We start from the raw sequence: 18,460 nt of genomic DNA, 5'->3' as shown, positions 1-18,460 counted from the left end.
CAAATGTCGTCCTGGCTTTATGCTCCGCTTCGCTGCGCTCGTGCGGAACGATCCATGGCGACGCCTGCTTCATACTAACGACCAACATGCAATGGATGGGCACGCGCGGCGTTCTTCACTAATATCCGCGCGATTTCAAAACAGAAAACTACTGGGAGCTTAACGAATGAAATCAGCATTTTTGGTCGCCGCAGCGTCGGCCGTGTTGCTCGCCGCGCCGGTCTCGGCGCAAGGCGTCAAGATCGGCATCCTCAACGACCAGTCCGGCGTCTATGCCGACTACGGCGGCAAATGGTCGGTCGAAGCGGCCAGGATGGCGATCGAGGATTTCGGCGGCGAGGTGCTCGGCCAGAAGATCGAGCTCGTCACCGCCGACCATCAGAACAAGCCGGACCTCGCCGCCTCGATCGCGCGGCGCTGGTACGACGTCGAGAACGTCGACATGATCACGGAGCTGACGACCTCCTCGGTCGCGCTTGCGATCCACGAGCTCTCCAAGGAAAAGAAGAAGATCGACATCGTCGTCGGCGCCGCGACCTCGCGTCTCACCGGCGATGCCTGCCAGCCCTACGGCTTTCACTGGGCCTACGACACCCGCGCGCTCGGCGTCGGCACTGGCGGCGCACTGACCAAGGCCGGCGGCGACACCTGGTTCTTCCTGACCGCGGATTACGCCTTCGGCTATGCGCTGGAGAAGGACACCAGCGAGATCGTCACCGCCAATGGCGGCAAGGTGGTCGGCTCGGTGCGCGTGCCGCTCAACTCCTCGGACTTCTCCTCCTTCCTGCTCCAGGCGCAGAGCTCGAAGGCGAAGATCGTGGGCCTCGCCAATGCCGGCCTCGACACCACCAACTCGATCAAGCAGGCGTCCGAGTTCGGCATCGTCTCCGGCGGCCAGAAGCTCGCGGGCCTCTTGATGACGCTCGCCGAAGTCAACGGCCTCGGCCTTCAGGCCGCGCAAGGTCTCGTGCTGACCGAAGGCTATTACTGGGATCTCAACGACAAGACGCGCAATCTCGGCGAACGCTTCCTCAAGCGCACCGGCCGGATGCCGAGCATGATCCATGCCGGCACCTATTCGGCGACGCTGAGCTATCTCAAGGCGGTCAAGGCGGCCGGCACCAAGGATCCGGATGCCGTCGCCAAGAAGCTGAAGGAGCTGCCGGTCGATGACGACTTCGCGCAAGGCGGCAAGGTGCTCGAGAACGGCCGCATGGTCCACGACATGTATCTGTTCGAGGTCAAGAAGCCCTCGGAATCGAAGAAGCCGTGGGACTATTACAAGCTGCTCGCCACCGTCCCGGGCGACAAGGCCTTCTTCACCGCCAAGGAGAGCGGTTGCCCGCTGACGAAGTAGGGAAGAGGCAAGGCTGCCACTGCGCACTCCGCCGTTGTCCCGGATCGGCGCTTCGCTTGTCCGGGACGACACCGAGTATGTTGCGGCCTCCCGCCTCTCACACCATGCGCAACACCACCGCCCCCAGCGCTCCCACCCACAGCGCCATCGCCGCGATGCCCTGGATCGCAAAGCCCGGGCCGCGCTTGGCCGCCGCCTTCGAATAGCCCACGAAGTAGACGACGCGCCCGATGATCCAGACCACGCCGATGCCCGCCGCGATGGCGTCGCTGATGTAGATCGCGAACAGCCAAAGCGCCGGCAGGAAGATCGGCATCCATTCCAGCGTGTTCATCTGGATGCGGAACGCGCGTTCAAAATCCGGATGGCCCGACATCGCCGGCACCTTGACGCCGGTTGCGGTACGCGAGCGCGACACGTTGATGCAGGTGAAGAAGTAGAACGCAATCGCCAGCAGCGTGACGAGGGCGGTGAGATGATACATCGCTAGTCCCTTCGAAGAGGTCGCGCTTCAATACCCTGTCAGCTCGAGATAGCCAACGCCGTCATGCGAGCCGGCAAAGCTGATCGGTCCTTCCCAATAGGAGAAGCCGGTCCCCATCCAGGCCTTGGAATTGAGCGGCTTGCAAGCAATCGAGAACGATCGCGAGGGGATCGCGATCTGCCATTCCACCGGCAGCTTGCGTCCCGCGACATCCGCGGTGGCGCTTGGCATCATCTGGATGTCGCCTCCCGCAATCATCTGCGTCTCGCCGGCAGCGCTGATCCAGTTGCCGAACGGATAATCCTTGCCGTCCTTCTGCCGCAGCCGGTACAGCATCAGCTTGTCGCCGGATGCGAGATGCAGTGAGAGCCAGTCCCAGCCGGTCTGGTCGGCATCGAGCGGCTGGCTGCTCCACTCCCTGTCCATCCAGGCCTGGCCCGAGACGTCGACCGGCCTGTCGTCGATGGTGAGCGTGCCGCGCGCGCGATAGAACGGCTGGCTGTAATAGTAGGACGCCTGCCCGCGCTCGGACTTGCGGCTGTAGCCGCCATCGCCCTGCAGGACCACCGGACGATCGGCCTCCAGCGTTAATGCGTAGCTGAAATCGGTGCCGGACGCCTTCAGCGTCAGCGGTGCCAGTGTGCGATCGTCGGTGCGTTCAAGGCCCTTCATCTCCCAGTCGTCGATCCAGGCATCGAACGGCTTGGCCGTCACGCCGGCCTGCCCCACGCCGCCGCGCGAAAACGTTTCGCTGAAGCGGTGGGTGTCGGGCCGTGTCACCGCTGCATGCGCCATCCACACCTGCTGATTGGCCCAGCCCTCGCCTTGCGGGCCCGGCTGCGCGGCCTGGCGGAACAGCGTCCATTGCAGGCCGCAGGCCGCGCCGCTGCCATCGACCAGGTTCGCCGTGAGATACCACCACTCGATGCGAAAGTCCGGATGCGGCCCGTGATCGGCGGGGAAGGTGAATGTCCTTCCGGGCGTGACCTTCGCAAAGCCGTCGGCGGTCTCGCCGAGCCCGGCATAGCCCTGCGCGTCGGCGTGCCGCGCGAGAGCGAGGGCGGCGATGCCGGCGGCGAACGTGCGCCGCGAGATCCGGTCAGCGCTCATTGGCAAACACCTTGACGAGGGTCGCCGGCTGCATCCGCGCCAGCCGCAGCATCGGCAGCAAGGCGGCCACCAGCGAAGCAAGCAGTGCGACCACGACCAGTTCGACCAATTGCAGCGGAAACACGTGGAACGGCAGCCGCCAGCCGAATGCCTTCACATTGACGATCGCAATCAGGCACCACGCCACCAGGAGGCCGAGCGGCACCGCCAGCAGGGACGTGAACAATGCGACCGAAAGCGTCTTGGTCAGCTCGATCGCGGCAAGGCGCGGCCGCGTGACGCCGATCGCCCAAAGCGGGGCGAGCTGGGGCAGGCGGGAGTTCGCCAGCGTCAGCAGGCTGGTCAGCAGCGCGATGCCGGCGACGCCGAGCGTGAAGGCGTTCAGCGCCGAGGTCACGGCGAAGGTGCGGTTGAAGATGCGGATCGATTCCGCCTTCACCGTCGCCTGGTCGGCGACGCTGCGGTCGTCGAGCGCAAACTGCTTCTGCAGGGCCGCGATCAGGCCGGGGATATTCTCCTTTTCGACGATCAGCCCCATCCGCGTCTGCGGCGTCTGCGGAAACTGCCGGATCAGCGCCGCGACATTCACGGCCAGCTGCCCCCTGGGATTGCCGTAATCGGCATAGATGCCGACGATGTCGAGCTCCCAGGTGCCGCCCGGCGCCGGCACTTCGATCACGTCACCGAGGCGCACATTCAGCCGGCGGCTCAACTGCTCGCTGATGAAGGCGGCATTGCCCGGCACCAGACGGGTCCAGGCGCGCGGCGCGGCTTGCAGCAGCGGCCAGCGCTCGCGATAGAGCGCGTGATCGGGCAGGCCCAGCAGTTCGACCGGCTGGCCTTGAATCTGCGCTTCCGCACGTCCGCCCGAGAGGATCGACTGGACGTCGCTGCGCTCCTTCAGCCAGTTGCGGATCGCAACGCCCTGCGCATTGTCGGACGCGCTGATGTAGACGTCGGCGGCGAGCCGCCCGTCGAGCCAGCCGATGAAGGTGCGGCTGAAGGTCTCCACCATGGTGGACACCCCGACATTGACGGCGAGCGCGAGCAGCAGCGCCATCAGCGCGAGCGACAATCCGGAAAGCTGTTGCCGGCTGTCCGCCCAGAACCACAGCGCAAGCGGGCCACGCGCGAGGCGCTGGCCGGCGAGCAGGATGATGTCGAGGAAGGCCGGCAGGATCAGCGCCGCGCCGAGCATCAGCGCCGCGAGCACGCCAAAGCCTGCGATCAGCGATTGACCGTACTGGAGCAGCAGCAACGCGACGGCGAACACGGCGCAGGCCGCACAGCTCTGCAGGACCAGCCAGCGGCGTTGCCGCTGCTGCCAGGCGCGCGGCTGGGCGGTTGCCAGCACCGGCATCCTGATCGCCTTGATCAGGCTCGTCGCGGCTGCCACCAGCGCGCCGGCGACGCTGATGCCGATGCCGGCGAGCCACCATTCGCTTCGCAGGCTGAGCTGCCCCGGAATCTGCGCGCCATAGAGCCCGCGCAGCGATGCGGCGACGTCGGGTAGCAAAGCAGCCGCGATGAAATAGCCGCAAGCGAGCCCGATCAGCCCGGCGATCAGCGCCAGTGCCACCAGCTCGATCACCAGCACCGTGTTGACCAGCTGCGCCGAGGCGCCGCAGGCGCGCAAGGTCCGCAGCATCGGCAGCCGCTGCTCGAAGGCGAGGCCGACGGCCGAGTTGACGATGAACAGGCCGACGAAGAACGACAACAGGCCGAACGCGGTGAGATTGAGATGGAAACTGTCGGTGAGGTGCTCGAGCTCCGTCTCGGCATCCGGCTCGACCCGCTGCAACTGCTCGCCGACGACGCTGGCCAGCGGCGCCGGCTTGCCCTTCGGCTTGCCGATCAGGAGCCGGGACACCTGATCCGGCTTGTTGAGGAGGCGCTGTGCCACGCCGATGTCGACCACGAGCACATCGGGCACGAGCTGCGGCAGCACGCGCAGCGGCGGCAGCCTTGCTCCATCGCTGATCGCCGGCGCCGCGCCTTCCGCCTCGTGCAAGTCGGCCAGCGTCTCCCGCGCCACCAGCGTCCGGCCCGGCGGCGCAACGAAGCTGCTCAGATCCGAGGCGCCGAGCCGCGGCGCGTTGCCGACATCGGCCGGCAGCGTCACCGGCTCGATGCCGAGCAGCCGCACCGAGCGCCCGTTGATCTGGACCCGCCCCTCCAGCACCGGCGCGACCGGCCAGCCCGCGCGCCGGAGCTTGACGAACAACTCCTGGGAGAAGGTTGCGGCCTTTGGCGCAACCAGCATCGCCGTGCGCACGCCGCCGAACGTCGCCGCGGCACGGTCATAGGCATTGCGGGCCTGCTGGTTGATCGCCTGCACGCCGCTCCACAGCGCGGTCGCTGCGATCAGCCCGATCAGCAGCGTGGCGAACTGCATCTTGTGACGCCGCCAATGGCTGAGCAGCACGGCGAGGATCCACAGCGCGCGCCTCATGCGATGCGTCCCGCATGCAGGGTGAGGTGACGGTCGAGCGTCGCTGCCAGATGCAGGCTGTGCGTCACCATCAGGAAGCCGCAGCCGGTGCGCGCGACGAGGTCGCGCGTCAGCGCCAGCACGTCCTCGGCGGTGGCTTCGTCCAGATTGCCGGTCGGCTCGTCCGCGAGCAGCAGCGAAGGCTTTGTCGCCAGGGCCCGGCCGATCGCGACCCGTTGTTGCTGGCCGCCTGATATTTGCTCTGGATAACGCTTGAGCAGGCTGCCGAGTCCGAGTCGCTCGACAAGCTCCTTGATCCAGGCCCCATCATGCCGGCCGGCGATCCGCGCCTGGAAGGCGAGATTGTCCGCGACCGAGAGGCTCGGGATCAGGTTGAATTGCTGAAACACCAGCCCGATGCGATCCCTCCGCAAGCTGGCGCGTCCCGCATCCGACAGCTTGGTGACCTCGATCTCCTCCAGCCGGATCGTGCCGCCGTCGGCGGCATCGAGCCCCGCGATCAGATGCAGCAATGTGCTCTTGCCGCTGCCGGACTCGCCGGTCAGTGCCACGCGCTCGCCGTGCCTGAGGTCGAGATCGACGCCGCGCAGCACATGGACCGGCTCGACGGCCGAGGAGAACGTCTTGGACAGATTTCGGATGCTCAGCACGATGAATGGCGCCGGACGGAATTGACACAATTGCTGCGTAGCACACTCGCTGCGGAAATGCCCGTTGCGTTGGCTCCAAAGCCGTTGTTAGCTTCCAAGATGGCCAAATCAAAAAAGTGCCAGCAAGACATACGGGGAGATTCATGAGCGCTCAGGGAACGCCGGCGGCGGCGGGCAGGACGGCAGGGGAATCCAAGGCAACGCCGAAGGGCGCCTGGACCATTACATTTCTCCTCTTTCTCTTCATGGTGGTGAACTTCGCGGACAAGATCGTCGTCGGTCTCGCCGGCGTGCCGATCATGACCGACATGAAGCTCAGCGCCGAGCAGTTCGGCCTGCTCGGGTCCTCGTTCTTCTTCCTGTTCTCGATCTCTGCCATCGTGGTCGGCTTCATCGTCAACAAGGTGCCGACGCGCTGGGTGCTGCTTGCTCTGGCCGTGATCTGGGCGCTGGCGCAATTTCCGATGGTCGGCACCGTCTCCTTCACCACGCTCCTGATCTGCCGCATCGTGCTGGGCGCCGGCGAAGGCCCGGCCTTCTCGGTCGCCGCGCACGCCATCTACAAATGGTTCCCCGACGAGAAGCGCACGCTGCCGACCGCGATCCTGTCGCAGGGTTCGGCCTTCGGCGTCATCCTCGCGGTGCCGGCGCTGAACTGGATCATCGTCAACCATTCCTGGCACTACGCCTTCGGCGCGCTGGGCGTCGTCGGCCTGATCTGGGTTGCGGCCTGGCTCGCGCTCGGCAAGGAAGGGCCGCTGGAGGACACGCAAGTCTCGGCCGCGGCCGAGCCGAAGATCCCTTACCTGCAGCTCCTCACCTCGCGCACCTTCATCGGCTGCGTCGCCGCAACCTTCGGCGCCTATTGGGCGCTGTCGCTCGGCCTGACCTGGTTCACGCCGTTCATCGTCAAGGGGCTCGGCTTCTCACAGAGCCAGGCCGGCTGGATTTCGATCCTGCCCTGGGTGTTCGGCGCCACCATCGTCATGCTGACCGGCTGGATCTCTCAGGTGATGATGGCGCGCGGCTACAACACCCGTGCGGCTCGCGGCGTTCTCGGCTCGGTGCCGCTGGTGATCGGCGGGCTGATCCTGGCGATGATGCCGCATGTCCAGGGCGCGGGCCTTCAGATCGCGCTGCTTGTGGTCGGCTCGGGCCTGTGCGGGGCGATCTACGTCGTCTGCCCGCCCATGCTCGGCGAATTCACGCCGACGTCGCAGCGCGGCGCGATTCTCGCGATCTACGGTGCGCTCTACACGCTCGCCGGCATCATCGCGCCGGCCGTGATGGGCGCCACGATCCAGCGGGCCGGCAGCACGATCGACGGCTACATGACCGGCTTCACCATCAACGCCGTGATCATGGTCGGCTCCGGCCTGCTCGGCCTGCTGCTGCTCTGGCCGAACACGGAGAGGACCAGGCTGACGCGCGGTGCCGCTCCGCAGGCAGCTGCGCTGAAAGGCGTGGTGTCGCCGACGTAAGGCGATGCCTCTCTTACCCTCCCTCCAGGGGAGGGTAAGCAAGGCGCCCGTCTCGCCTAATTCACACCCTGCGTACCGCGAATCAGCTTGCCTGGGCGACGCCCCGTCGCCTCGCCATGTCGCCGTGTCACCACGCCCGACACGATGGTCGCGTCGTAGCCGTCCACATCCTGCAGCAACCTCCGCCCGCCGACCGGCAGATCGTAATGCACCTTCGGCGGATGCAGATGCAGGCGGTCGTAGTCGATCACGTTGACGTCGGCCTTGTAGCCGGGCGCGATCAGGCCGCGGTCGACGAGCCCGACCGAGAGCGCGGTCTTGCGCGACTGCGCCGCGACCACGAACGGAATCGTGAGCTTCTCGCCGCGCTTGCGGTCACGCGTCCAGTGCGTCAGCAGATAGGTCGGGAAGCTCGCGTCGCAGATGATGCCACAATGCGCGCCGCCGTCGGACAGGCCCGGCACCGATTGCGGGTCGAGCAGCATCTCGCGCGTCGCATCGAGATTGCCGTCGGAATAGTTGAGGAATGGCACGTAGAGCATGCCGCGGCCTTCGTCCGACAGCATGGCGTCATAGGCGAGCTCTTCCGGCTGACGTCCCTGCCTGCGCGCTTGCGCCCCCAGCGCGTTCTCCGGCGGCTGCTCGTAGTCGGGGGGATCGCCGAGCAGGAACATCTTGTCGTAGTCGGGACGGAAGAACAGCGGATCGTCGGTCGCGGTCGCCGTCTCGCTCAGGATTGCCTTGCGCACATCAGGCTGGCGCAGCCGCGCCAGCCGCTCCTGCAGCGGCAGGTGGGCGATCGCCCTGTAGCTCGGATGGGTCTGGAAAGGGTTGCGCGACAGCTCGAGCCCGAGCAGGAGCCCGACAGGGCGCGCCGCGATCTGCGCGGTGACGGAGAGGCCGCGCCGTGCTGCCGCATTGATCTCGTCCAGCGTCTGGCGCCAGCGCTGCGGTGCCTTGTCGTTCTGCGTGATCGAGAACGAGATCGGGCATTTCGTCGAGTCTGCGACCCGCAGCATCATCGGCAGGTCCTCGTGGATGGTGGAGAGGTCGAGCACGAATTGCAGCACGCTGCGGCCCTGCCGGTGCATCGCGCCGGCAATCGCGGTGAGCTCGTCCTCACCTGCTTTCAGCGTCGGTGTGAAATCGCCGGTCGAGGTGCGATGATTGAGCGTCCGCGAGGTCGAGAAGCCGAGCGCGCCCGAGCGTACCGCCTCGCCCGCGAGCCTCGCCATCGCCGCATTGTCCTCCGCGGTCGAGGGATCGCGGCGCGCGCCGCGCTCGCCCATGACATAGACGCGCAGCGCCGCATGCGGCAATTGCGCACCGACATCGATGTCGAAATCGCGCCTGGAGAGCCAGTCCATGTAGTCCGGAAAGCTCTCCCAGGCCCAGGGAATGCCGGCGCTCAGCACCGGCTCCGGAATGTCCTCGACGCCTTCCATGAGCTGGATCAGGCGGGTGTGGTCATCAGGCTTGCACGGCGCAAAGCCGACGCCGCAATTGCCCATGATCGCCGTGGTGACGCCGTTCTGTGAGGACGGCGTGATGTCCTGGCTCCAGGTGACCTGCCCGTCGTAATGGGTGTGCACGTCGACGAAGCCGGGTGTCACCAGCTTGCCGCGCGCGTCGATCTCTTCACGGCCTGTGCCTGCGACCTTCCCGACCTCGCTGATCTTGCCGCCGCTGATGGCAACATCGGCCTCGAACAACGCGCCGCCGCTTCCGTCCGCAACGGTGCCGCCACGGATCACGAGATCAGGAGTGTTCATGGTGCTTCTTCCCGTTTTGTTGTTTTGCTTTTCTCTATCCGTCGTCCCGGACAAGCGAAGTGCAGATCCGGGACCCCTGCGCGATCGCTTGCGTTCGTCGCCATAACCACAGGCAGATGTTTTGCGAAGACCCGGAGTTACCAACCTCGCGCGACGATTGCTCCCTGTGGTTATGGGTCCCTGCGTTCGCAGGTACGACAGTTGAGTTTGTAGCTACGCCTTCGTTTGCGGCTTCCGTTCCGTGAACGGCGACAGCACCACCGTCGCGACCATGAAGATCACGGACGCGCCGAACACCCAATGCGGCGCGCCCTGGTCCATGATCCATCCGAACAGCAGCGGTGAGACGATGCCGCCGAGATTGAAACCGGTAGAGACGATGCCGAAGGCGCGCCCCGCAGCGCCGGCAGGCGCCGCATTGCGCACCAGCATGTCGCGCGAGGGCGCGATCACGCCGGAGAGGAAGCCCGCGGTCGCCATCGTGGCGGTCAGTGCCCAGCCCGGCAGCGTCACCAGCGCGATCAGCAGCACGATTGCCGCGTTCGCCGCAAAGCAGGCAGCCGCGACATAGCCGTGACGCTCGGTGTGGTCGGCGAGGAAGCCGCCCGCGAGCACGCCGATGGCACTGGCGCCCAGGAACGCGGTCAGCGCGATGTTGGCGGCGGAGTAAGAGGCGCCGTAGCCGCCCATCAGCGCCACCACGCCGAAATTGTTGATGCCGGCGACCGACAGGCTGAGCAGCATGAACAGCGCGGTCAGGGTGATCAGCGCCGGCGTGATCACCGCCTGCTTCGGCGCGCTCTCGCCGCCCGGCTTCTTCTTGTGCGCGCCGGCGTCCGGAATGTTCATGACGATCAGCAGCAGCGCCACTGCGACACCAATCGCGCCGGACGCGATCAGCGCCCCGGCGCCACCGGACAATGTGACGAGCGCTGCGACGAGGGCCGGCGCCACCGCACCGCCGAGAAAGCCGGCAAAGGTGTGGATCGAGAAGGCGCGGCCCATCCGCGCCTCGTCCATGTGCTCGGCCAGAATCGCGTAATCGGCGGGATGGTAGACGCTGTTGGCGAGGCCGAGCAGCACGGCGCAGGCGATCAGCGAGGCGTAGCTGAGATGCAGCCCGAGCAGGATCAGCGCGACACCGCCGAGCGTCAGCCCGGCCAGCAAAATCCTGCGCGCACCGAAATGGTCGACCAGATAGCCCGTCGGCGCCTGCGTCAGGCCGGACACCACCGCAAACACGGTGAGCGCGAAACCGAGCTCGATATAGCCGACGCCGAGCTGGCTCTTGAGAAACGGGAACAGCATCGGCAGCACCAGCAGATGGAAATGGCTGACCCAATGCGCGATCGAGATTCCGGTCAGCGTGCGCAGCGCACTGTCCGCCTTGCCTTGCTGCGGTGCGGCGAGAACGTCGACCATTGCAGTTCCGTTTCACTCCCGATGGAGGTGCAAACTATCGGGGAGAGCGGTTATTTGTCCATGAACGCAGGCGCATGGCAGCCAGCGCGGGCGCTGCAATCTCGATGATTGCTCGGCGGTGCAGTGTGGCACACTGCGCTCCCTCCCCCCTTGCGGGCAGGGCAATCGCATTTGAATTTTGCAGAGGTCGTCATGCCCGGGCTTGTCCCGGGCATCCACGTTCTTGTGCCGCGTGGAAAGGCGTGGATGGCCGGGACAAGCCCGGCCATGACGCTGTGGAGACAGCCGGTGCCCATAGCGACATCTCATATGCGATAGCCCTGCCCTTGCGGGGGAGGGTGGGGGAGAGGGGGTAGCCCAGCAAAAAGTGTTCGTCGTCGCGAAGAAGATTTTTGCGCGAGCGATGGAGTCCCCGTGTGGCACCCCTCTCCTAACCCTCCCCCGGGGAGGGAACGCACCGTTCGCGAGGCAGCTTCATGCCCTCACAACGGATCGTCATCCGGCCCGTAGCGGTCGCGCTTCGGTGTTGCGATATCGCCGTCCTCGTAATCGTCGTCATCGATCTCGCGCGGCGGCAGAGGCTTCTTCGCCTTGTCGTCCGCCGACCTGTTCTCGGTGGTCTTGGGCGGCTCGCTCGGCTTGCCAGTCTTGGCCATGATTGGTCCCGGATGGTGATGCTGAACCCGATCCTATCCGGAAAATGCTTGCAGCGCCTGACCTATCGCAAGCCGATGGCCGTTCAGTGCAGCACCGGCCCGCCCGCCTTCTTCCAGGCATCGATGCCGCCGGCGATATGGGCGGTGTTGAGAAGTCCCGCTTCCTTCGCAGCCGCCACGGCCATCGCCGAGCGTTCGCCAAAGGCGCAGAAGAACACCACACGGCGGCCGGTGGCGGCCGCGACCTCGCGCAGCATGCCGCCGGGCTTGAGGCTCTCCTCGACGGAGGGATAGGGCGTGTGCAGCGCGCCTTCGAGCGTGCCGTGCTTCACCCGCTCGTTGGTCTCGCGCAGGTCGACCAGAAGGATGTCGGGCCGGCCGAGCGCGCGAATCGCCTCGACGGCGCTGAGCGCGCGGCCTTCCTTTTCCAGCTCCTCCTGATGCAGGCCGACATGCATGTTGGCGGGCACCGCCACGTCCATCATCTTCGGATTGGGCAGCTTCAGGTTCGCCATCAACTCGATATATTCGTCCACCGAGCGCACCTGGAGCCGCGGATTGTAGCGCTTCTCCTCGCCGATGGTGGAGACGGTGTCGCCCTTGTAGTCATGCGCCGGGAACACCATCGTCTCGTCCGGCAGCTTGAGCAGGCGGTTGAAGATCGAATCATACTGGGCGCGCGAGGATCCGTTCTGGAAATCGGTGCGGCCGGTGCCGCGGATCAGGAGCGTGTCGCCGGTGAAGACGCGGTCTCCCATCAGATAGGAATAGGAATCGTCGGTGTGACCCGGCGTGTACATCACGTCGAGCGACAGGCCCTCGATCGTCACCTTGTCGCCGTCGGCCACCCGCATCGCCACCACGTCGGCCTTGGTCTGGTCGCCCATCACGGTCATGCAATGGGTGCGGTCGCGCAGTTCGCCGAGGCCGGTGACATGGTCGGCATGCAGATGGGTATCCACTGCCTTCACCAGCTTGAGGTCGAGCTCGCGCAGCAATTGGCAGTAGCGGTCGACCTTTTCCAGCACGGGATCCAGGATGAGCGCCTCGCCGCCGGCGCGGCTGGCCAGGAGATAGCTGTAGGTGCCCGAAACGCTGTCGAAGAGCTGGCGGAAGATCATGGCGGGAAGTCCGGCAGTGGAACTCGTTTCGAGAATTCTACTACGTTCCGGGCAAAAAAGAGAAGCAATTCACTGTCTTGGCGAGAGGATTTGGAAGATTTTTGTTGCGGTGCGGGTATAGGAGATGGTCGGCCATGCCATTGCCTCACGCCCAGCTGTCATCGCCCGAAGGCGGGCGATCCAGTATTCCAGAGGCCAAAGTGAGATACGGAGAAGCTGCAGAGTACCGGATTCCCCGCTTTCGCGGGGAATGACACTGAGCACGTGGGGACGCCGTGGCACGGAATAGTCCTACGGCCTCACCAATGTGTACCCGTTCTCCGCCAGGAACAGGATCTGTCCGACCCCCACCTGCACCGGCGTGGCAGCGGGGATGAACTCCGGCCGCTTGCCGGTTTCCCGCTCGATCGTATCGACGGTGTTGAGGCAGATGTCGAAGCGAACGCCTTGCGCGATCAGACTCTCGACCTGCTTGCGGCGCTCGCTGCCGGCAAGAAGCAGGTCGATGCCGGGACCGAACGCCACCACTTCGATCGCGATCTTGTCAGGATCGTAGGCCTTCAGGAGGTTGTTGGCGACGCTCAGCACCAGCGCCTGCTTCCTCGCATCGCCGTCGGAGAGTTGCAGCACGACCCTGTGCTCGGCGAACGGCTTGTCCTGGAGCGGCACCTGTTGCGCAAGAGCGGGCGGGGCCGCCGTCCAGACGAGCAGTGTCAGCATCATCGCGGCCAAGAGCTGCGATCGCATCATCCCTGTCCTGCAATGCCTGGATTGCCCTCGACCCCCTTCAGCGTGACGCCGGAGCCGACCCGCTCCGGCAACATCCGGCCCGAGCGCAGATATTTGCCGACGACGTCCCACACCGGCGCGCCTTGCTGGCCGTTGACCGAAGCCCAGCCCGCGACCTTGTAGCGGTGGCTGGCGCCGAGCGCCTTGCCGCTGCCCAGCTTCAGCTCCGAGATGCGGCTGCCGATCGCGGCTGTCGGCGTGCAGGTGTAGCTGAGCCCGCCGACGCGCACCATGTCGCCACCCTGCTGGTAATAGGGATCAGCGTTGAAGAGGTTGTCGCAAACGTCCTCCAGCAGGTCCTTGATCTGGGCTCCCGTCATTTCCTGCACATAGGTCTCGGGGTAGCTGATCGCGGTCTCCGCCAGCAGATCCTCCATGGTCAGTGCCTGGCCGGACAGCGCGGTGATGCCCCAGCGAAATCCCGGCGACAGCGCGATCTCGGCGTCGAGTTCGGCACGCAGCGCGGTGCAGATCATCTCGTCGACGGGCCCGGAGAAATTGCCGCGGCGGTAGAGCAGGTGATCCGGTGTTGCGATCTTCTCCGACCAGTCGCTCACATGCGGCGCGCGCAGCCGGCCGATCAGCTCGGCCATCGCAGGGTCGGGCTTCAGCAGTTCGGAATAGACCGGCAGCAGATGATAGTGAACGTCGCTGACCTTGCCTCTGTCGAGTGCAAGATCGAGCACGGCCAGGAATTTCCCGTTGGAGCCGGCATTGGTGACGAGCGTCGTGCCGCCTGCATTCTTCACGGCAATCGGCTGCGGTACGGCATCATGGGTGTGGCCGCCGAGGATGACGTCGATGCCGGTGACCCGGCTTGCGAGCTTGAGGTCGACATCCATGCCGTTGTGCGACAGCAGGACGACGGCATCGACCTTGTCGGTGCTCCGCAAGGCATCGACATGCTTCTGCAACTCCTCCTCGCGGATGCCGAAGCTCCAGTCCGGTGTAAATCGTTTGGGATGCGCGATCGGAACGTAAGGGAAGGCTTGGCCGACGATCGCGACGCGATGCCCGCCGATCTCCTTGATCATCGAAGGCTTGAACACGCGGCCAGTGGCCTTGTCGAAGGCGGGGGCGTCGTTGAACGCGGCTTCCTCGGTCAGGAACACGTTCTGCGCCAGGAACTCGCCCTTGAAGCGCTCGAGATTGTCGCGCAGCGCCTGCTCGCCATAGGTGAATTCCCAATGCCCGGTCATCGCCTCGATGCCGAGCAGATTGGCAACCTCGACCATGTCGCGGCCCTGCATCAGGTTCGCGAGCCCCGTGCCCTGCCAGAGATCGCCACCGTCAACGAGAAGCGAGCGCCTCTCGCCGACATCGGCGCGCAAGCGGTCGACCAGCGTCTTCAGATGGGCAAAGCCGCCGAGCTTGCCGAACCGGCCTGCGGACTTTTCGAACTCGAAGCAGGTGAAAGCATAGGCATCCGCGCTGTCGGGCCGGATGCCGAACCGCTCCAGGAAGGCGCGGCCGACCAGGTGCGGCGGCCGTCCCGCCATCTCACCGATGCCGATGTTGACGCTGGGCTCGCGGAAATAGACCGGATTGAGCTGCGCGTGCGTGTCGGTGATGTGCAGGATCCGTGCGTTTCCGAACCGCTCGATGTCGTAGATGCTCGCGGTCTCGGTGCCGCGGGCCAGCCGCGGCAGGCCGAGCGTCGCGGCGGCAAGGCCTGCACTTCTCAGGAAATCGCGGCGGCGGATCGCCATCCAAGAATTCTCCGCGCCTCTCGTGATCGTCGGACTATTCCACTCAGGCGCAGTCTAGCGGATTTCCATCGCCTTCCAGGCTTCTTTTTCGGACGTGGCCTGGAAGATCGACGCCTTCGCCAGCGCCTCGGCCTCCCTGGCTGCGGCAACCGCACGGTCGAAATCCCCGCCGTCGGCAGCCTTCTTCGCTGCTGCCAGCGCAGATACGGTCACGGTCCATTGATTGCGCATGCCGGTCGCCTCCTTGGAGGCGGCTTCGGCGGCGGCATAGGCCGCCTTGTAGTCCGCCTCGTTCGCCGCGCGCGCGGATGGCGCAAGGCTCAAGACGAGCAGCATGGCGAGAGCAAGTGACCGCTTCATGGCCGTGCTCCCGGTCCCGAGATCGGCAGGCCGTTGGCGACGTAGGACAGGAAATATTCGACGTCGCGATATTCGTCCGATTGCGGCTCCAGCGGAACCGCGCGGGTCTGGCTGTTGCAGGTGACGAAGCGGCGGCTGGTGGTGCCCATGCCGCTCCATTCGGAGCGGTAGATCGGCATCGCGTTGAGGATGCCGAGCGCGGGTGCCAGGGTCTCGGCGCGGATGCGCTCACCCGGGCTCTGCACATGGCAGCTGGCGCAGGAGAAATTCATCTGGCCGCGCCGCGTGTAGAAATAGCGCTTGCCGTTCTCGAACGCCGCCAGCGCACGGGGATCGTCGGGAATCTTGATGTCCATCGGCTTGCCGCGCGAGGTGTAGGCCATGTAGGCGGTGAGCGAGGCCATCTCGTCCTTGACGTAGGAATAGGGCGCTTCGCCATTGGCCTCGCGGCAGCGGTTGAGTGCAAGCTCCAGCGTGACGACCTTGCCTTCCTTCTCGTCGAAATAGGGATAGTTCTGTCGGATGCCGATGCCGCCGTTCGGAAAGCAGTCGGCGTAGGTCTTGCCGTTCTTGAACGGGGTCGAGAACATCTCCTTGCCAGCATCGAGCGCAAACTCGTAGGGCGGGAATTCCTCCTTCTCCTGCCACTGCCGCTTCATGTCCTCGTTCATGGAATAAGGACCGTTGACGAAATCCTCGTGCTTCACGTTCGGAAACTTCTGGAAGAAGAAGTTCTGGAACGCCTTGGCATCGGCGACGGGATCGACCTTGTCGGCGGCGACGACACGCGTTGCGGCGAAAGCGAGCGCCGCGAGTGCGACGAACGCTGAGCCGAGCAGAACAGTGGCGCGCTGTTTCATCACGCGATCTTCGCGGTCGTCGTATCCGACGCACCCTTGTTGTCGGTCCAGGAGATCTTGAGCTCGTCGCCCTTCCTGGCGCCCTTGAAGCTGAACTTGACGTAAGGGTCCTTGGAGACCGCAGTGCCCCAATTGGCGACGAAGACGTCCTTGCCGTTCCATTCGAACTTCAGCTCCTGGATGAAGTGCGCCGGAATCAGCTCGCCCCTGGAATCCTTGACCAGGCCGGTGTCCATGGGGTGCTGGATCAGCGTCTGCACCTCGGTGATGTCGCCGTTGGATGTCGCGCGCACGCGAATGCTGGATGCCATGTCGAACTGCCTCGCTAACCGCCACAACCGCCGACGGTGACCTTGACCTCCTTGGTCGCGCTGTAGAGCCTGCCGTCGGCTTCCACGATCGCGGTCAATTTGGTGGTCTTGGCCATCTTCAGCCGGTTGGCGACGGCAGGGATCGTGCCCTCGGGAATCTTGTAGCTTGCCGCGAGCGCGTTCGGGTTCTCGGCCACGAAGAACGAGATCGAGGTGACCTTGTCGAGTGACGTCGTCACCGAGATCGGCACCACGCCGCCATTCTCGGCGATCTCCGGCGCGTCGAGCTTGACCTTGTCGGACGGCTCCGCGGTCTTGCCATAGAGTGCCTTGATCGCGTCGGCCTCGTTCTTCTGCTTGAACGCCTCTTCCGGATATTTGTCGTTGGCCGCGGCGCGCGCGGGAGCGGCGCCGAACGGCAGATTGCCGAGGCCGAGCAGCACGACGGAGGCTGCGCCCTGAAGGATCAGGCGCCGCGTCGGACGAGGCTTCGTGGTCGTGGTCATCTCGAGTCTCCTGGGCAGCCGGCCGTTACAGGGTCTGCAGGAAATCAACGATCGCGTTGATCTCCTGTTCGGTCAAAATCCGGTTCCGGCCGAACGGCGGCATCATGGTCTGCGGATTGCGCTTGGTCTCGTCGAAGATGATGGCGAACAGCTCGTTGCGATCGGGGTATTTGGCCTTGATGTCCTTCAGTTCCGGCCCGATCGTTCCCGGCAGATCACCGCCTTTGATGACGTGGCAGGTCAGGCAATTGCCCTTGCCGCGGTCGAAGGCGAGCTTCTCGCCCGCGGCCACGTTGGACTGCGCCCGCGCCGGGGCCGCGCCGGCGATAAGGGCCAGCGCAACCAGCAGGGCGGGCTTGCAAGGAAAGACGGTCAAGGCATCGTCCGGAGCGGTATCTCGATGATCTCGTTTGCGGAATTGTTCAAAAGCACAAAGGGCATCGCCTGACAATCAAGACTATGCACGCGGCAAAATGGAGTTAATATCCCGCGCATTGCAACCGATGAGATGGTTCGTTCATCGGATCGACTGGAATTAGCAAATTATTCTCGGGGCCGTTCTGGTCCTGAAACCGTGTTTTCTGCTTCACATTATTGGGGACGTCACTTGGCTGACTATGTCGTCGAATTTGGCAGGGATGGCGGACGGGTCGAGCCGGATGGCCGGCTCGATGCGCCGGCCTTTCATCGCAATCACGAACCGATCTGGGCCGCGCTGGAAAAGTATCTCGCGGGCTGCACCGGCAACGTGGTGGAACTCGGCAGCGGAACCGGCCAGCACGTGGTTCATTTCGCCCGCCACGCGCCCGATCTGATCTGGTGGCCGAGCGACCTCAACCAGCGCCATCTCAAGAGCATCGAAGCCTGGCGCGTGCATGCGGGCCTGCCGAACATCCGCTCGCCCCTGCGGATCGATCTCACCGATCCCGACTGGTGTCCGGAGATGAAGAGCGGGCAGGGGCCGACTGACCTCGCGGCCGTGTTCTGCGCCAATGTCATTCACATCGCACCCTGGGCCGTGGCCGAAGGCCTGTTCGCCGGCGCCGGTCGCTTTCTGCGCGCCGACGGCAAGCTGTTCCTCTATGGCCCCTTCAAGCGCGACGGCAAACACACCGCGCTCAGCAATGCGGTGTTCGACACTTCCTTGCGCGAAGGCAATCCCGATTGGGGCGTGCGCGATATCAGCGATGTCGAGACACTGGCAAAAGGCACGGGCCTTCATCTCGTCGACACCATCGATATGCCCGCGAACAATCTCACGCTGGTGTTTGCGCGCTGAGGCGTTGCTGGCTTGGGCCCGGGTGCGCGCCGCAACGGCGCTGCGCTCCCTCCCCCCTTGTGGGGGAGGGCGGGGGAGAGGGGTAGCCCAGCAAAAGGTCTAACCATCTCCGATCATGTCGCGCGTACATCGAGAGAGTCC

At 65.1% G+C, this 18,460-nt stretch carries 18 protein-coding genes; 3 read left to right on the top strand and 15 right to left on the bottom strand.

All coding sequences use genetic code 11. The features are described from left to right. The first annotated feature begins 166 nt into the window (after positions 1–166). A complete protein-coding gene (locus tag FJV43_RS15095; protein ID WP_239628108.1) occupies positions 167–1,357 on the top strand; it encodes an ABC transporter substrate-binding protein in 1,191 nt (396 codons plus the stop codon). A 97-nt stretch (positions 1,358–1,454) separates the two neighbouring features. On the opposite strand, the gene FJV43_RS15090 is transcribed toward FJV43_RS15095, so the two are convergent. Genes FJV43_RS15090 through FJV43_RS15075 form a run of 4 tightly spaced genes read right to left on the bottom strand, consistent with a single transcriptional unit; the run spans position 1,455 to position 6,053 of the window. Next, the gene (locus FJV43_RS15090) at positions 1,455–1,841 is read right to left on the bottom strand and encodes an MAPEG family protein (protein ID WP_239628107.1); all 387 of its coding nucleotides are present in this window, start codon (positions 1,839–1,841) and stop codon (positions 1,455–1,457) included. 27 nt (positions 1,842–1,868) lie between these two features. Further along, positions 1,869–2,951, bottom strand: a complete 1,083-nt coding sequence (locus FJV43_RS15085; RefSeq protein WP_239628106.1) for a lipocalin-like domain-containing protein — start codon at positions 2,949–2,951, stop codon at positions 1,869–1,871. Further along, complete coding sequence (locus FJV43_RS15080; RefSeq protein WP_239628105.1) at positions 2,941–5,403, bottom strand: FtsX-like permease family protein; 2,463 nt, start codon at positions 5,401–5,403, stop codon at positions 2,941–2,943. Before FJV43_RS15080 ends, FJV43_RS15085 begins: the two co-directional genes overlap by 11 nt. Further along, a complete protein-coding gene (locus FJV43_RS15075; RefSeq protein ID WP_239628104.1) occupies positions 5,400–6,053 on the bottom strand; it encodes an ABC transporter ATP-binding protein in 654 nt (217 codons plus the stop codon). Before FJV43_RS15075 ends, FJV43_RS15080 begins: the two co-directional genes overlap by 4 nt. Before the next feature lie 143 nt (positions 6,054–6,196). On the opposite strand from FJV43_RS15075, the gene FJV43_RS15070 reads away from it, so the two are divergent. Next, complete coding sequence (locus tag FJV43_RS15070; protein ID WP_239628101.1) at positions 6,197–7,534, top strand: MFS transporter; 1,338 nt, start codon at positions 6,197–6,199, stop codon at positions 7,532–7,534. Positions 7,535–7,590: 56 nt separating this feature from the next. On the opposite strand, the gene FJV43_RS15065 is transcribed toward FJV43_RS15070, so the two are convergent. The 11 genes from FJV43_RS15065 to soxX all read right to left on the bottom strand — a co-directional run bounded on the left by FJV43_RS15065 (position 7,591) and on the right by soxX (position 17,416). After that, positions 7,591–9,306, bottom strand: a complete 1,716-nt coding sequence (locus FJV43_RS15065) for an amidohydrolase family protein (RefSeq protein ID WP_239628099.1) — start codon at positions 9,304–9,306, stop codon at positions 7,591–7,593. A 213-nt stretch (positions 9,307–9,519) separates the two neighbouring features. Continuing rightward, on the bottom strand, positions 9,520–10,728 hold the full coding sequence (locus FJV43_RS15060; RefSeq protein WP_239628097.1) for an MFS transporter: 1,209 nt from the start codon (positions 10,726–10,728) through the stop codon (positions 9,520–9,522). A 482-nt stretch (positions 10,729–11,210) separates the two neighbouring features. Then, on the bottom strand, positions 11,211–11,384 hold the full coding sequence (locus FJV43_RS15055) for a hypothetical protein (RefSeq protein WP_239628095.1): 174 nt from the start codon (positions 11,382–11,384) through the stop codon (positions 11,211–11,213). Positions 11,385–11,467: 83 nt separating this feature from the next. Next, entirely contained in the window at positions 11,468–12,505 is a 1,038-nt protein-coding gene (locus tag FJV43_RS15050) for an MBL fold metallo-hydrolase (RefSeq protein WP_239628093.1), read from the bottom strand. A gap of 291 nt (positions 12,506–12,796) precedes the next feature. Beyond that, positions 12,797–13,255 (bottom strand): hypothetical protein, encoded by a 459-nt coding sequence (locus tag FJV43_RS15045; protein WP_239628091.1) that lies wholly within the window; start codon positions 13,253–13,255, stop codon positions 12,797–12,799. After that, positions 13,252–15,003, bottom strand: a complete 1,752-nt coding sequence (soxB, locus tag FJV43_RS15040; RefSeq protein WP_239628089.1) for a thiosulfohydrolase SoxB — start codon at positions 15,001–15,003, stop codon at positions 13,252–13,254. Before soxB ends, FJV43_RS15045 begins: the two co-directional genes overlap by 4 nt. Before the next feature lie 54 nt (positions 15,004–15,057). Continuing rightward, positions 15,058–15,363, bottom strand: coding sequence for a hypothetical protein (locus FJV43_RS15035; protein WP_239628087.1), 306 nt, complete (start codon positions 15,361–15,363; stop codon positions 15,058–15,060). After that, a complete protein-coding gene (gene soxA, locus FJV43_RS15030; RefSeq protein ID WP_239628085.1) occupies positions 15,360–16,223 on the bottom strand; it encodes a sulfur oxidation c-type cytochrome SoxA in 864 nt (287 codons plus the stop codon). Before soxA ends, FJV43_RS15035 begins: the two co-directional genes overlap by 4 nt. After that, positions 16,223–16,534: a thiosulfate oxidation carrier complex protein SoxZ gene (gene soxZ, locus FJV43_RS15025; RefSeq protein ID WP_239628084.1), complete on the bottom strand. Its 312-nt coding sequence runs from the start codon at positions 16,532–16,534 to the stop codon at positions 16,223–16,225. Before soxZ ends, soxA begins: the two co-directional genes overlap by 1 nt. 14 nt (positions 16,535–16,548) lie before the next feature. Then, entirely contained in the window at positions 16,549–17,040 is a 492-nt protein-coding gene (gene soxY / locus FJV43_RS15020; RefSeq protein ID WP_239628081.1) for a thiosulfate oxidation carrier protein SoxY, read from the bottom strand. Positions 17,041–17,065: 25 nt separating this feature from the next. Next, positions 17,066–17,416 (bottom strand): sulfur oxidation c-type cytochrome SoxX, encoded by a 351-nt coding sequence (gene soxX / locus FJV43_RS15015; RefSeq protein WP_239628080.1) that lies wholly within the window; start codon positions 17,414–17,416, stop codon positions 17,066–17,068. A 231-nt stretch (positions 17,417–17,647) separates the two neighbouring features. Between soxX and FJV43_RS15010 the strand changes: the two genes are divergently transcribed. Continuing rightward, positions 17,648–18,319 (top strand): DUF938 domain-containing protein, encoded by a 672-nt coding sequence (locus FJV43_RS15010; RefSeq protein WP_239628075.1) that lies wholly within the window; start codon positions 17,648–17,650, stop codon positions 18,317–18,319. Positions 18,320–18,460: the final 141 nt, after the last annotated feature.

This window comes from Bradyrhizobium sp. I71 (assembly GCF_022354745.1).
Taxonomy (GTDB): Bacteria; Pseudomonadota; Alphaproteobacteria; order Rhizobiales; family Xanthobacteraceae; genus Bradyrhizobium; species Bradyrhizobium liaoningense.
Note: the sequence above shows the minus strand (reverse complement) of the source record. Positions and strands in the feature narration are given on the sequence as shown.

What these genes read in the sequence shown, in the direction of transcription:
- FJV43_RS15055 (WP_239628095.1), bottom strand. Translation starts at nt 11,384, where the DNA reads ATGGCCAAGACTGGCAAGCCGAGCGAGCCGCCCAAGACCACCGAGAAC.
- FJV43_RS15035 (WP_239628087.1), bottom strand. Translation starts at nt 15,363, where the DNA reads ATGAAGCGGTCACTTGCTCTCGCCATGCTGCTCGTCTTGAGCCTTGCG.
- FJV43_RS15085 (WP_239628106.1), bottom strand. Translation starts at nt 2,951, where the DNA reads ATGAGCGCTGACCGGATCTCGCGGCGCACGTTCGCCGCCGGCATCGCC.
- FJV43_RS15060 (WP_239628097.1), bottom strand. Translation starts at nt 10,728, where the DNA reads ATGGTCGACGTTCTCGCCGCACCGCAGCAAGGCAAGGCGGACAGTGCG.
- FJV43_RS15050 (WP_239628093.1), bottom strand. Translation starts at nt 12,505, where the DNA reads ATGATCTTCCGCCAGCTCTTCGACAGCGTTTCGGGCACCTACAGCTAT.
- soxY (WP_239628081.1), bottom strand. Translation starts at nt 17,040, where the DNA reads ATGACCACGACCACGAAGCCTCGTCCGACGCGGCGCCTGATCCTTCAG.
- soxA (WP_239628085.1), bottom strand. Translation starts at nt 16,223, where the DNA reads ATGAAACAGCGCGCCACTGTTCTGCTCGGCTCAGCGTTCGTCGCACTC.
- FJV43_RS15090 (WP_239628107.1), bottom strand. Translation starts at nt 1,841, where the DNA reads ATGTATCATCTCACCGCCCTCGTCACGCTGCTGGCGATTGCGTTCTAC.
- FJV43_RS15095 (WP_239628108.1), top strand. Translation starts at nt 167, where the DNA reads ATGAAATCAGCATTTTTGGTCGCCGCAGCGTCGGCCGTGTTGCTCGCC.
- FJV43_RS15070 (WP_239628101.1), top strand. Translation starts at nt 6,197, where the DNA reads ATGAGCGCTCAGGGAACGCCGGCGGCGGCGGGCAGGACGGCAGGGGAA.
- FJV43_RS15045 (WP_239628091.1), bottom strand. Translation starts at nt 13,255, where the DNA reads ATGATGCGATCGCAGCTCTTGGCCGCGATGATGCTGACACTGCTCGTC.
- soxZ (WP_239628084.1), bottom strand. Translation starts at nt 16,534, where the DNA reads ATGGCATCCAGCATTCGCGTGCGCGCGACATCCAACGGCGACATCACC.
- FJV43_RS15080 (WP_239628105.1), bottom strand. Translation starts at nt 5,403, where the DNA reads ATGAGGCGCGCGCTGTGGATCCTCGCCGTGCTGCTCAGCCATTGGCGG.
- FJV43_RS15065 (WP_239628099.1), bottom strand. Translation starts at nt 9,306, where the DNA reads ATGAACACTCCTGATCTCGTGATCCGTGGCGGCACCGTTGCGGACGGA.
- soxB (WP_239628089.1), bottom strand. Translation starts at nt 15,003, where the DNA reads ATGGCGATCCGCCGCCGCGATTTCCTGAGAAGTGCAGGCCTTGCCGCC.